The 13,864-nt window shown below is 42.0% G+C and carries 7 protein-coding genes and 2 pseudogenes; 4 read left to right on the top strand and 5 right to left on the bottom strand.

Features of this window, described 5'->3' with window-relative positions; genetic code table 11:
• Nucleotides 1-119 precede the first annotated feature (119 nt).
• From P3J6_RS08840 to P3J6_RS08825, 4 genes are all read right to left on the bottom strand, one after another.
• Entirely contained in the window at nucleotides 120-1,787 is a 1,668-nt protein-coding gene (locus P3J6_RS08840) for an RluA family pseudouridine synthase (RefSeq protein ID WP_198522771.1), read from the bottom strand.
• 136 nt (nucleotides 1,788-1,923) lie between these two features.
• Nucleotides 1,924-3,972 carry a S9 family peptidase gene (locus P3J6_RS08835; RefSeq protein ID WP_198522770.1) on the bottom strand — a complete coding sequence of 683 codons (2,049 nt, stop codon included), beginning with the start codon at nucleotides 3,970-3,972 and terminating at the stop codon, nucleotides 1,924-1,926.
• A 138-nt stretch (nucleotides 3,973-4,110) separates the two neighbouring features.
• The gene (locus P3J6_RS08830) at nucleotides 4,111-5,343 is read right to left on the bottom strand and encodes a threonine/serine ThrE exporter family protein (protein WP_198522769.1); all 1,233 of its coding nucleotides are present in this window, start codon (nucleotides 5,341-5,343) and stop codon (nucleotides 4,111-4,113) included.
• A gap of 122 nt (nucleotides 5,344-5,465) precedes the next feature.
• The gene (locus P3J6_RS08825; RefSeq protein ID WP_178956886.1) at nucleotides 5,466-6,689 is read right to left on the bottom strand and encodes a glycosyltransferase; all 1,224 of its coding nucleotides are present in this window, start codon (nucleotides 6,687-6,689) and stop codon (nucleotides 5,466-5,468) included.
• Nucleotides 6,690-6,964: 275 nt separating this feature from the next.
• Here P3J6_RS08825 and P3J6_RS08820 point away from each other — a divergent pair, with 275 nt between their 5' ends.
• The 4 genes and pseudogenes from P3J6_RS08820 to P3J6_RS08805 all read left to right on the top strand — a co-directional run bounded on the left by P3J6_RS08820 (nucleotide 6,965) and on the right by P3J6_RS08805 (nucleotide 10,752).
• Nucleotides 6,965-9,415 carry a S9 family peptidase gene (locus P3J6_RS08820; protein ID WP_198522768.1) on the top strand — a complete coding sequence of 817 codons (2,451 nt, stop codon included), beginning with the start codon at nucleotides 6,965-6,967 and terminating at the stop codon, nucleotides 9,413-9,415.
• 43 nt (nucleotides 9,416-9,458) lie between these two features.
• Nucleotides 9,459-9,671 (top strand): annotated as a pseudogene (locus tag P3J6_RS08815) (alpha/beta hydrolase family protein); the annotation flags it as partial.
• Between the two features lie 43 nt (nucleotides 9,672-9,714).
• Nucleotides 9,715-9,927 (top strand): annotated as a pseudogene (locus P3J6_RS08810) (alpha/beta hydrolase family protein); the annotation flags it as partial.
• A gap of 207 nt (nucleotides 9,928-10,134) precedes the next feature.
• A complete protein-coding gene (locus tag P3J6_RS08805; protein ID WP_198522766.1) occupies nucleotides 10,135-10,752 on the top strand; it encodes a LysE family translocator in 618 nt (205 codons plus the stop codon).
• A 72-nt stretch (nucleotides 10,753-10,824) separates the two neighbouring features.
• On the opposite strand, the gene uvrA is transcribed toward P3J6_RS08805, so the two are convergent.
• Nucleotides 10,825-13,386, bottom strand: coding sequence for an excinuclease ABC subunit UvrA (gene uvrA, locus P3J6_RS08800; protein WP_198522765.1), 2,562 nt, complete (start codon nucleotides 13,384-13,386; stop codon nucleotides 10,825-10,827).
• Nucleotides 13,387-13,864 lie beyond the last annotated feature (478 nt).

The raw sequence follows: 13,864 nt of genomic DNA, 5'->3' as shown, positions 1-13,864 counted from the left end.
TTGTGGCTTTGCATAATGCAGGTAAATTTTTCTATATTGCAACGGTAAAAGTTACCTACTTTGCAATATGAAAAAATGGCACTGTTTTGGAATCCGATTCGACTAAAAGCAGCGCTGATTTAAAAATCAGCGGCTACTTCAAATTCTAATCGTTCATGACTAATAGGATGGGTAAAAGCTAAATACTCGGCATGCAAATGTAATCGGTCTGATTTTTCACCGTAGTGGGTGTCGCCTACAATAGGTGTATTTAACCCTAAGTGGTGGGCACAGTGAACACGCAATTGATGAGTACGTCCTGTTTTTGGATAGAGTTGTAAGCGGGTGGTATTATTTTTACGTTCCAGTACCTGCCATGATGTTAATGACGGCTTCCCCGTTTTGTAACACACCATTTGCCGTGGCTTATCATCAAAATCAAGCACTAAAGGTAACTCTATGCTACCACTATCAGCAGCAATGTTACCTGCCACTAAAGCAACATATCGTTTTTCTACACTACGCTCTATAAATTGCTTTTGCAGTGCTTTATGTACCCGTTTATTTAGCGCAATCATTAACAGCCCTGAAGTCGACATGTCTAATCGGTGCACAATAAGTGGCCCCGAAGCGTGTGGGAACTGAGTTTTGATTCGCATATATACCGAATCGTCAATATTAATGCCTGGCACAGATAAAAACTCAGCAGGTTTATTTACCACCAACAAATCATCGTCTTGATAAACAATCGTTAGGTCTTTACCCTGTGCAGGGTTGACCAAGAGCGGGTTGTCTTCAACATTTAACCCCTCTAGCATATGCCCTAAAATAGGCTGGCATTTGCTATAGCACGATGGGTAATAATGTAAATGATGTCTTATTGCCGACTTAGGCGGTGCGCCCCACCAAAATTCGGCCATAGCCAGGGGCTTTAAATTATGCTTATAAGCATATTGTAATAATTTTGGCGCGGCACAATCTCCCGCGCCTGAAGGCGGTGTGTGCTCGGGCAGTTTGGCAAAAATAGCATTCAAATCGGTCACTTCGCCGTTTGCATTTAAAAACTGGTATTGAGCGAATAGCTTTTTTTGTAAATTTTTAGAGAGTACTTTACGGCGTTTTTTTAATCCGTTAATTTCATCATCTATTGTGAGTTGTGCCTGTTCAAGCGCTGCAATGCGTGTTTGCCACTGTTGCTTTAATGCTTGTAGTTGTTTTTTCTCAACAATGCTCTGCCCAGCTAATTGGTTCTTCAGTTTTTCAAACTCATCATTATTGAGTTGCTTGCTGGCAACTTGTCGTTGCTGTTTTCGCTGTTTTCGAGTTACTTGCATCGCTTGCTGCTTGGCGATAAGTTGTTGCTCATAGTGTTGGCGAGCAGTCACTAACTGTTGCTCAATTTGTTGATAATTATCACTGTTTTGCAAGGCTGTAATTTGCGCATTAATGTCGTTAATCACTTGGCTTTGCTGACTAAACTCTGCATCGTCTATATGTTTAAGTGCCACATTTGGCGCAAAATGCAGTTGCTCATCTATCCCCGCTATTTGCCCCGAATAGGCGCTAATAAAGCCTAGCTGTTGCGACTCATCTTGAACAACCAATACGCCAAACATTTTACCGGCATCAATATCATCTGTATCTAAAATAGCCTTATCTAGCTTTTTTAATTGTTGTTGTAATTGTTTTGCAGCGGCAACGGCCAGCGGATGAGGTTTATAATAAAAGGGAAACGTAAACTGCTCAGGCAGTGCAAGGTTATCTATATTTTCATTAAAAGTGGTAAAGCAGCTAGCAGGGTTTGACATGGCAATAGTGTGATTAGCAGTTATCAGAATAATTAGTCAGAGTGTAACATAAGCAGCGCTTTGCCACTAAGCATGCCTGGCATTACAAACAAAAAGGCCAACATATTTATGTTGGCCTTTGGTATTAAGCTAATACTTATTTGTTAGCGTCTTTCACTGCTTTTAATTTAGCTGCATGGTCAATTTCAAATGCAGGCATGTCTTTTTTGCCTTCCATTAAGTAGTTGTCCATCCAACGCATTAAACGCAAGCTGTAATCGTACTGTGCCGCTACTTTACGGTTACCATGGCCTTCGCCTGGGTAGTAAACAAGGCGAACATCTTTACCTTGCACTTTCATGTAACGGTAAAGTTCCATAGATTGTGCAGGGTGAACGCGAGGATCGTCTTTACCATGCATAATAAGCAGTGGCGTTTCAGATTGACCCGCCCAGTAAATTGGGCTGCGCTCTAGGTACCATTGCCATTTATCCCATGGGTATGAACGCGCATGAACTAGGTTCATTTCGTTTGAAATATCAGTAGTACCAAATTTAGATAGCTGATTAGTGACACCCACAAACATAACGCTGGCAGCAAAGTGCTCGGTTAGCTTTGTAGCGCCCCAGGCTGATGCATAACCGCCGTAAGAACCACCGGTAATACCCACGCGTTTAGTATCAACTAATCCCATATCAACAAGGTGATTTTTAAAATCAACTAAGTCGTCAAACTCTTTACCTGCGTAATCGTTTTGACCCAGTTTAGAGTAATCTACGCCTTTACCTGTTGAGCCACGGTAGTTAGGATAAAATACTGCGTAACCACGTGCAGCGCCCATTTGACCAGGACGCGAGTAGTTAGTTACCCAGCCGTTTTTATCATGACTTTCAGGGCCACCGTGTACCGACATAATTAGTGGGTAGCGTGTGCCTTTTTCATAATCGAGTGGGTAAACTAGTACACCATCAAGTTCTACACCGTCACGCGCTTTAAGGGTAATTGTTTCTTGTTTAGCAAAGCGTTTGTCGTTTAACCAGCTGTTTGAATCAGTTAAACGTTTTGCCTTGTTATTGCGCACAATAAAGACTTCGTTAGGGTGTTTTGCCGTGTTACCACGAAGTGCTAGGGTTTTATCTGAATCAGAAACACTTAGCTGAGAGGCAATAAATTTACCTTCTTTTACTAGCTTTTTGTATTTGTTAGAGCCGGTTTTAATGCTTGCAACAAAACTTTCTGTGCCCACATTGGCAATAAAGTTAAGCGTGTTACGTTTATGCGACCATTCAAAGTCAACAACGTGGCCCATAAAGTTAGGTAACCATTCAGTGATTTCGGCGGTTTTAGTATCGGCAATAAATAAGCGGCCAGTTGCAGGGTCGTGCTTATCTTCTGCACCTAAAATAGCAATGTATTTACCGTCATGAGAAAGCTCGGCATCGCCTAACTTACCTTCAGTTTTAAACGATAAGGTGACTTTGTTGCTGGAAATATCAAACAAGTGCCACATCGATTTTGTGTATTTATCATCAATTAGTGCAGTAGGTTGAGTTTTAACCAGAAGCTTTTCACCATTCGCAGCCCAATTAACGTCACTCACGTAGTTATCAACATTGAGTGCGGTAGGGGTAAGTGGCTTGTCTGCTTTAGCTAAATCTACAATAAAAAGCTGCTTGTTTTTAAGGCCTTGCTCGTACACTTCTGCTTTAAAGCCAAGTTTTTTAAGTTCTTTTTCTGACTTATCAGCAGCTGGCATTGCTAAAATAGCGACTTGCTTGTTATCAGGGCTTAACTGATAGCTTGAAATAGATGTGTCTTTTAATGACATAACCGCTTGTGCTTGGCCGCCATCAACAGGTATTTGGTAAAGCGAAGTATATTTGTCGTCTTTTAATTTCGCTAAAAAGTAAATTGTTTTGCTGTCGTTTGACCATTGTAGGCTTTTAATATTAACTGAACCGGTAATAAAAGGGCGTTCAACACCTTTATCGTCAACAACATAAAGCTCACTGTAATTGCTGCCATTTTCGTCAACGTAAAGCGTGCGAGGTAACGAACGGGTAAATGCAACACTGTCGCCATCGGGGCTAACGGTTGTTTGTATTACTGATTTTACTTTTGGAATGTCTTCAACAGTAATTGCTGATTGCGCAAATGCAAGTGAGCTTGAAAGCCCAATTGCTATCGCTAAGCTAGTTTTTAGCATTGTTATTTCCTTTGCTTTATTAGATTTCAGCCATTATAGCAAGGTGTTCTCAATATACTAAAAAATGCGATTAATCCTCAAAAGAGGAGGTTTAATGTTGTAGTTATGCAAAAGCGCGGCTTAAAACCGCGCATACATCTATAGACTCTTTTTAGGAGGAAGTGCCACGTTTGCAAAAATAAGTCCTGCCACCAGCGACATAAAGATTAAAAACGTTTGCTGACCAATATGATCTGCATAAACAAAGTCTTGGCCTTCAATCAGTGAGTTTAAACCAATATACGTTTTGCTCCCTGGTACCAATACAATTAGGCCTTGCATAGCAACAATTGAGGCCGGGGCATTAGCAACACGGTTAAATAAATTACTGAACACACCAACAGAAAATGCACCAATAAAGGTCCCTAACGTGTAATTTAAATCTAAATAAATAGCAGGCCCAATACTAGTGCCATAAGCTATAAAGCCTGAGGCAATAGACCACATTGCATGTTTAAGCTTTGTTCTAAAGATAACGATTAAGCTACTACACAAAAGTAAAATAGCGAGCCATGCAGTCCACTTTGGCAGCGGCTCAGGTTGTACGAAATCGGCTTGCCCAAAGACCGCAAAGCCAATAGCAAGACCAATAAAAGCCCCAAAATAAAGCTTAAACAGCAACATAAATGAGTCCATCACGCGTGCTGTGCCCGATACTAAGTGTCTGGCTGCAAGTTCAGCAAGGCCAAGTGCAAGGGCTAAACCGGGTATAAACACAATAATGGCAGAAAGTACAATTAATCGAATGTTGATGTGTGCATCTAAATGAACGCTAATAGCACAAGCAAGAATGGCCGACACTATCGCCACTAATGGCTCAAGCATGTGGGCCACACGTTTCGAACGAGCCGACCACAATACAAATAAGTACACAACAAAGGTCAATAAACCAGACCAAATAACGTCATTCCAACTGGTGCCCATGAGCATGGCAAATGCGCCACCAGAGGTGGCAAAGGCAACGCCTGTCAGCACTCTGTTATAAGGATTTGGGGCATCAAAAATGATATCAAGTTGCTGATCAACTTCTTGCAACGTGAGCTCGCCATTGAGCATTTTATTAACTAAATCGTCGGTATCGGCAAGTGAACCTAAATCGTGATCGCCTGGGTCAACGCGGGCAACATGGGTATATTCATCTTCATGGCCATCGGTCCAAATAACAAAGGTAACCGACGTGGGCGACATAACAAACGATGATTTAAGATCTAAATAAGTCGCCACTTCCATTAAGTGGGCTTCTAAGCGATAGGCAGGTGTACCGTATTTATGGAGCATTTTGCCCAATTTAACGATAAATTTGCGTTTTTCAGTAAACGTTGCGGTTTTCAAATTTGTTTTGAACCAACTATTAAATAACTAAGCTAAAAATATAGGCAATAATGCTAAAATTGCCCAAGTTTATTTGCGGCGATTTTAAACACAAATCGCCGCCTGTCTAGTGATTTTTAATGTTATTTTTTATTTTTTTCTGCTATCCACTGCGACATATATTGTGTGCTGCGCATGGTATGGTGTTTGAGCATTTGACCCGTGAAATTTTTCATCCGGTGAGCATCTAAATTACTGCTTATTGAGTCGATTTTTTCAATTAATTGAGCACTTAACTGTACTTTGTCATACAGAGTATTAAGCAGAAGGCCGCCAGCGGCTTGTGCTTCGCTAAATTTAGCCTCGTTGTTGTATAAAGAGACTGCGGCATCTGCAAAAGCTTGCACATCTGCTGTTACCACACCTGGCCAAGGTAGCGTGCTGTGCATACCTTCGCTGCCAATAGGCGTGGTGATGCTTGGAGTTTGCATGATCATGGCTTCTAAAAGTTTACCTTTAATACCTGCCCCAAAACGCAAAGGAGCTAAGCAAATCCGCGCACTTTGCATTACTTCATACGCATCATCGGCCCAACCTTTAATTAAAAAGCCGGTTTTAGGATTATTAAGCGCGGTGGCTTTTGGCGGTGGGTAGGAACCATAAATATGCAATTCTGCCTGCGGTAGTTGTTTGCGGATAAGCGGCCAAATTTTTTGTAAATAGAGTACCGCATCCCAGTTTGGGGCATGTCGGAAATTGCCAATGGTCATAAAGTGTTGGCGTTGTTCATACGATTTAGTTTGCTCAGGTAAGGCACTTAAATCAACCATAAAAGGTAGATGATGTAACACACTAGGCTCAACTTTAAACACTTCATTGAGTAGTTCCATCTCATAGCTTGAGATAATTAAGCTGAGATCACAGCGTAAAATAGCGGCTATTTCACGTTTAGCTATGTCTGATAGTAAATCGTTATGGTTGAATTCACGCTCAGCTTTATGCGCCTCATGGCGAGCATTACGCAGGCACTGCAAATCTTCGGTATCTAAAATTTTAAGTGCATTAGGACAATGCTTATCTACGCGCCAACCAAATTGTTCTTCCATCATAAAACGATCGAACATCACTAAATCGGGGTTGTAAGCTTTAACATAGTCATCAAAACTATCGCAGTTAAGAGCGATGCTTTGGCTGGTTATACCAAAGTCGGCAAGGTCAACCATGTGTTCGGTAGGCAGTGCGGGCGTGGCGAACTCAACATCCCAGTTTTGCGCCCTAAACGCATTTAGTAACGACATCATGTGCGTACCTGCAGCAGATGAATTGGGCTCTGGCCATACATAGCCAATTACCAGCACTTTTTTCATTGGCTAGATTCTCTAATTATTTGATGGAAAAACAGACTCAAACACAGTGGTATATTTTTAAAAGCTGTAACGGTATTTAAAAAGCAGAGTATGATTTCGAAAAACTAAAATGCTGCAAATTAATGGACATAAACAACCAATTTTAGCGTTGAGTAAATAGGCGTGTATTTTAGCGTATTCAGGCTACTTAAGTCATTACTTAGCTTAACACTTTATGAATGGTGCAAAACGTGTTTATATATCCGGTAATATTCAAAAATAAAAAGGATAAAAACATGAATGCTTTTAGGCTGTTAATTGCCTTGGTAGGCTGCATTGTTTTATTGCCTGCAAGTTATGCAGAGCAAGGATATCAAACCCCTTCACCTGCGCTTGCTACACTCGTAGATGCTAAGTTAGCCCCTACTAGCTCTTTATCAAATGATGGCCAGTGGCTTGCTTTGTTTGAACGAAAGCGTGTTGTGTCGCTTGATGAGCTGGCAAAAGAAGAATTTAAGCTTGCGGGAATAAAGCTCAACCCAGCTAACTTTTCACGCTCACGGGTTAGTGCTAAATACAGTGCGTTAGAACTTAAGCATGTAGAAAGTGGTACTGTGGTTAACGTAAATAATTTGCCGCAGGGGATTATTCGCTCCCCTCGCTGGTCAGCAAATAGCGAGTATTTAGCGTTTATTGTTGAACAATCGGATAACGCACGGCTTTGGGTTTATAGCGTTAAAACCAAGCAAGCAAAGCAGTTAAATGAGCTTGCACTTAATTCAGTATTAACTGCTACACCTTATCAGTGGTTACCCGATAGCACAGCGATTGTGGCTAATTTAGCGGTTAACTTAGACAAACCCAGATTAACCAATGATACCCAAAGTACGGTACCAGTTATTCAACAAAGTAGCGGTGAAAAAGCGCCAGCGCGTACTTATCAAAATTTATTAACCAGCCCATTTGATGAAGCACAGTTTAAGTTTTATGGCCAAGGGCAATTAGCATATATAACGCTTGATGGTAAGGCTCAGCAAATTGGTCGTGCTGGCTTATTTAAATCGTTTTCAATTTCGCCTGATTCAACCAATATTTTAGTCGCGACCATCGACGAGCCATTTTCGTATCAAGTGCCTTACAGCCGTTTTGCAACTACATGGCAAATATGGGGAATGCGTGGGTATGCTTTAGTCGAACTGGCTAAGCAACCCCTTGCCGACAACATTCCTCAAGGGTATGACAGTGTACGCACTGGTCGTCGTAATTTTGAGTGGCGAGCCGATCAGGGCGCAGAGGTTATTTGGGCCGAAGCGCAAGATGGCGGCGACATGAAAACTGAGGTTGAGCATCATGATTACCTTTATAGTTTACGTGCACCGTTTAGGCGCGAACCAAAGTTGTTTGCAAAAGTAGAGCGCCGTTATGCAGGTATAGAGTGGGGTAATGACAGCATTGCCATGCTAAGTGATTGGCGCTTTAGTGACAGACAAGTGCGTACTTATGTTATTCAGCCACGTAATGCTGATAGCAATCGTGTGCTATTTTCAGAGCGCAGTTACAATGATGCTTACAAAGACCCTGGTAGTGCTATATATGAGCGTAACGACTTAGGAACACGTGTTATAAAAGTCGTTGGTGGACGTTACATTTACCTTCGTGGTAATGGAGCATCTGAGCAAGGAAATATTCCATTTTTAGATCAATACGATGTAAAAACAAACAGCTCTAAACGAATTTGGCAATCTGCTGCACCTTACTACGAGCGAGTGCGTGCTTTATTAGACGATGAAGGTAAGCGTATTATTACTATTCGTGAATCTAAAACGCAGCAGCCTAACTTTTTTATTCGTGATTTAGATAAAGATAGCTTAACGCAACTGACTCAGTTTGAGCATCCGTATCCTGCATTTAAAGGGGTGACTAAAGAGCAATTACGTTATACCCGCGATGACGGCGTTGAGCTATCTGGTACGCTTTATTTACCGCCTGGGTATGACAAAACACAAGGGCCTTTACCTGTTCTGATGTGGGCATATCCACTTGAATATAAAGATAAAGCGGTTGCTTCACAAGTACGCGAATCAGAATACGAATTTACCTACATAGGTTACTGGGGCCCAATGCCTTATTTAGCTAAAGGGATTGCAGTATTTGACGATCCTAAAATGCCGATTGTAGGTGTTGATGGCAGTGAGCCAAATGATCACTTTAGAAAACAGTTGGTTTCTAGCGCCAAAGCAGCGGTTGATGTACTGGTTGAAAAGGGGATTGCTGATAAAGATAATATCGCCATTGCAGGGCACTCTTACGGTGCATTCATGGTGGCTAACTTATTAGCGCATAGCGACTTATTTAAGGCTGGTATTGCCCGAAGTGGTGCGTATAACCGCACATTAACGCCGTTTGGTTTTCAGGGTGAAGAACGTGATTTTTGGCAAGCACAAAGTGTGTACGCAAAAATGTCGCCGTTTTTCCATGCTGAGAAGATTAACGAACCTATGTTAATGATCCACGGTCAAGAAGATCCGAATTCGGGAACTTTCCCAATGCAAAGTGAGCGTATGTATGCTGCACTTAAAGGCTTGGGTAAAGAAGCGCGTTTAGTGATGCTTCCTTACGAAGCCCATGGCTACCGTGCCCGTAAAAGTTTATTACATGTACTGTGGGAGCAAGAGCAGTGGCTTGATAAGTACTTGCTAAGTGATAACGTTGAACCAGTTGATATGGAAGAACAACCGATTCAATAGTGTATTATGCCGTGAGATCAAGAAGATCCACTCTTAATCTCACGGCACTTTCCCAATGCAAAGTGAGCGTATGTATGCTGCACTTAAAGGCTTGGGTAAAGAAGCGCGTTTAGTGATGCTTCCTTACGAAGCTCATGGCTACCGTGCCCGTAAAAGCTTATTACATGTACTGTGGGAGCAAGAGCAGTGGCTTGATAAGTATTTATTAAGTGATAACGTTGAACCAGTTGATATGGTAGAACAACCGATTCAATAGTGTATTGTGCCGTGAGATCAAGAAGATCCACTCTTAATCTCACGGCACTTTCCCAATGCAAAGTGAGCGTATGTATGCTGCACTTAAAGGCTTGGGTAAAGAAGCGCGTTTAGTGATGCTTCCTTACGAAGCCCACGGCTACCGTGCCCGTAAAAGCTTATTACATGTACTGTGGGAGCAAGAGCAGTGGCTTGATAAGTATTTATTAAGTGATAACGTTGAACCAGTTGATATGGTAGAACAACCGATTCAATAGTGTATTGTGCCGTGAGATCAAGAAGATCCACTCTTAATCTCACGGCACTTAGCAAAAAATAGCGCTTTCGAGCTAAGTTCGGTGCTCTTAGCCCGAGCCTCGACGCTGTTACTTCTAATTTATCGGAAGCTATTTCACCTTTGGCTTTTTTCCTTTACCCTTTCATTCAAAATTAACACTACTTTTTTAACCTATTGCGAGCTTTAAATGATTGATGTAGCTGCACTTGCGGTATTTGTTCCTACGTTCTTTTTTGTGTCTATTACTCCTGGTATGTGCATGACACTGGCCATGACTTTAGGCATGAGTATAGGCGTGCGCCGAACTTTATGGATGATGATTGGCGAGCTATTAGGTGTCGCTAGTGTTGCGGTAGCCGCAGTATTAGGTGTTGCCAGCGTTATGCTTAATTATCCCAGTGCATTTGATATTTTAAAATGGCTAGGTGGCGCTTATTTAATCTACATTGGCATTAATATGTGGCGTGCAAAAGGAAAAATGTCGGTTGATACGCATAACACAACAGCCGTGAGCCGATATTCATTATTTTCGCAGGGGTTTGTAACCGCCATTGCCAACCCTAAGGGATGGGCGTTTATGATTTCCTTATTACCTCCTTTTATTAATGTGCAATACAGTGTTGCGCCACAGTTAGCGGTGCTGGTGGCCATTATTTTGCTCTCAGAGTTTATCTGTATGATGATTTACGCAACAGGTGGCAAAAGCCTGCGGCTATTTTTAACCAAAGGCAATAATATTAAGTGGATGAATCGTATTGCGGGGAGTTTAATGGTGCTAGTAGGAGTTTGGTTAGCTTTGGGTTAAAAAAGAGCCCGAGGCTCTTTTTTATTTTGAGCATACAAAACTGCTAACCTTTTAATCTGAGTATGCGTGACTTTACTGCGCTTTTAAAAACGGCGCAGTACGGCTTTTTGTAGATTGCGCAACCTCGTTTGGTTTACCTTGTGCAACTATTATCCCGCCTTCGTCGCCGGCTCCTGGGCCAATATCAATAACCCAATCACTGTTACTGGCAACTTGCATATCGTGCTCAACCATAATGACGGTGTTCCCAGCATCAACTAAGCCATTTAACTGCGCCATTAGCATAGCTACATCTTTAGGGTGTAGACCTGTGGTTGGTTCATCTAAAATATAAAGTGTGTCGCCGCGCTGAGTACGTTGTAGTTCAGTGGCAAGTTTAATACGTTGGGCTTCGCCACCCGAAAGCTCGGTAGCAGGTTGGCCTAGACGTAAATAGCCAAGACCTACTTGTATCAGCGCATTTAGCGCGCGCAAGATAACAGGTTCGTCGGCAAAAAATGTATGCGCAGACTCAACAGTTAAATTAAGCACATCGGCAATAGTTTTATCTTTATAGGTAATGTCGAGTGTTTTTTGGTTGTAGCGCTTGGCGTTACACACAGGGCAGGGCGAATACACGCTAGGCAAAAATAACAGCTCCACGCTTACAAAGCCTACGCCTTCGCAATTTTCACAGCGACCCTTTTTAACGTTAAACGAAAAGCGACCGGCATCGTACTTACGCGCTTTTGCCTCTTTGGTATTGGCAAACAGTTTACGTACGTGATCGAATAAGCCCGTGTAAGTTGCAAGGTTTGAACGAGGTGTGCGGCCAATGGCTTTTTGATCAACCGTTACCAGGCGCTTTATGTGTTCAATGCCGTGAGTTATTTGCCCGCCAGTTGTTATATCGAGCTCTTGCTCGAGTAGCTCGGCTTCATCTGTAGGTATTTGTGGCTGCGATTTTTGCCCTAGTGCATCATAAACCAATTCAACAAGCGCTTGGCTTACTAAGCTTGATTTACCTGAGCCTGATACCCCTGTAACACTTGTAATAACCCCAAGCGGAAATTCTACATTAAGTTTTTGTAAGTTATTACGCTCAACATTTTTAAGCGTTAGCCATGCTTTTGCTGGGCGTTGTTTACTTTGTATTTGAGCTTGCTGAGATTTGTCATTTTTAAATAAATACTGGCTCGTGTGTGAGTTACTAATTTGCTTTAAGCCTGCAACAGGGCCGCTATAAACAATATTACCGCCACGTGAGCCCGCATTTAGTCCTACATCAACCACCCAATCGGCATGGCGAATAACACTTACGTCGTGCTCAACCACAAACACTGAGTTACCAGCGGCAATTAGCTCATCTAGTGCGGCTAATAAGGCTTGTGTATCGGCAGGGTGTAAACCTGCTGAGGGTTCATCTAACACATACACTACACCAAATAATTTTGATCGAATTTGCGTTGCAAGCCTTAAGCGTTGTAATTCACCAGGCGATAACGATGGGGTGGTGCGTTCAAGCGATAAATACCCTAAACCAAGTTTGGTGAGTGCTTCAACGCGTTTAAGAATGTCGCCTGCTATACGCTTTGCAACTATGGCTTTTTCGGGGTTTGCAGCGTTACTTTTAGCGGGATTATTAGCAGCAAACCTTAGCTTATCTGCCAGCTCATTGAGTGTTAGCTGCGAAATTTCGCCTATATCAAGACCAGCTACTTTAACCGATAACGACTCTTTTTTGAGTTTTTTTCCTTCGCACTGCGGGCACTGTGATATTTGCATATACTGCGATACGCGCTTTTTAGTACGTGGGCTTTGAGTGCTTGCAAACGACTGTAAAACAAAGCGTTTAGCACTTGTAAATGTACCCATGTAGCTAGGGCTTTCTTCATTTTTAATTGCCGCTTGTGTTTGCTCAAGTGTGTACTCAGGAAACACGGGCACTGTAGGTGTTTCGTCGGTAAATAAAATCCAATCACGGGCTTTTTTAGGCAGGGTATTCCACGGTTTATTAATATCGTAGCCTAAAGAGGTAAGAATACGGCTTAGGTTTTTACCTTGCCAAGCAGGCGGCCATGCTGCAATGGCGCGCTCTTTAATTGATTTAGTGGGATCGGGCACTAGTAGCTCTTCGGTGACGTTAAAAACGCGGCCAATACCATGGCACTCTGGGCAGGCGCCTTGTGGCGTATTGGGCGAAAACGCATCGGCGTAAAGTATGCCTTGCCCTTTGGGGTATTCGCCTGCGCGTGAGTAGAGCATTCGCAGCGCGTTAGATATAGTGGTTACACTACCCACCGATGAACGTACCGAGGGTGCACCACGTTGCTGTTGTAATGCTACCGCTGGTGGCAGCCCTTCAATCGAATCTACATCAGGCTCGTCTACCTGATCGATTAACCTGCGTGCATAAGGCGAAACTGAGTCAAGATAACGATGTTGCGATTCGGCAAATAATGTCCCAAAGGCGAGCGATGATTTACCCGAGCCCGATATACCGGTAAGCACCACAAGTGAATTACGAGGCAGGTTTACATCCACATCTTTTAAGTTATGAACACGTGCGCCTCTTACTTGAATGCTGTGATCTGGGTTTAATAAGGCCGATTGTACATTATTAACCTCATGTGACTTTTTAGGTGTGGTTGCCATGTAATATATACTCCTGTGTAATAATCCTGTGTTTATTAATGTTCTATAAAGTATTAATAATAATGCAGTCTTACTGAATAAACGCTTAGCTATATGCTAGTTTTGCGTTTACATAACAGAAAAACTGCTAGTATAAACTTTAACCAAAGACAATAATATTAATTGACTGAAGCGTATTGCGGGGAGTTAAATGATGTAGGTAGAAGTTTGGTTAGGTTGGAATAAGTTAACAATTTTAGTTATGTATTTATTGTTTTTTTTATTTGTTAGCATTTTTATGCTGTTTTAATTAAATATGGGCTCAATAATACTTAAAAAGCACAAAAGGCGGTTGGCTTTTTCTGTGTAGTCGCTTATTCTAGCTGCGTATTTAGTCATTAAATGTAACTTTAAAGTTTACTAATAATTTATAATTTTCTTCAATCTCCAAAGGTATGCCTCGTTTGAACCACATAGCAAAACAAAAAGCCAACTCTGT

It is taken from the genome of Pseudoalteromonas sp. 3J6, from assembly GCF_903995135.1.
Lineage (GTDB): Bacteria > Pseudomonadota > Gammaproteobacteria > Enterobacterales > Alteromonadaceae > Pseudoalteromonas.
The sequence above is the reverse complement of the archived record's forward strand: the minus strand, read 5'-3'. Positions and strand labels throughout refer to the sequence as shown.

Coding starts and splice junctions, on each gene's coding strand:
- P3J6_RS08840 (WP_198522771.1), bottom strand. CDS start 1,787: ATGTCAAACCCTGCTAGCTGCTTTACCACTTTTAATGAAAATATAGAT.
- P3J6_RS08835 (WP_198522770.1), bottom strand. CDS start 3,972: ATGCTAAAAACTAGCTTAGCGATAGCAATTGGGCTTTCAAGCTCACTT.
- P3J6_RS08825 (WP_178956886.1), bottom strand. CDS start 6,689: ATGAAAAAAGTGCTGGTAATTGGCTATGTATGGCCAGAGCCCAATTCA.
- P3J6_RS08820 (WP_198522768.1), top strand. CDS start 6,965: ATGAATGCTTTTAGGCTGTTAATTGCCTTGGTAGGCTGCATTGTTTTA.
- P3J6_RS08805 (WP_198522766.1), top strand. CDS start 10,135: ATGATTGATGTAGCTGCACTTGCGGTATTTGTTCCTACGTTCTTTTTT.
- uvrA (WP_198522765.1), bottom strand. CDS start 13,386: ATGGCAACCACACCTAAAAAGTCACATGAGGTTAATAATGTACAATCG.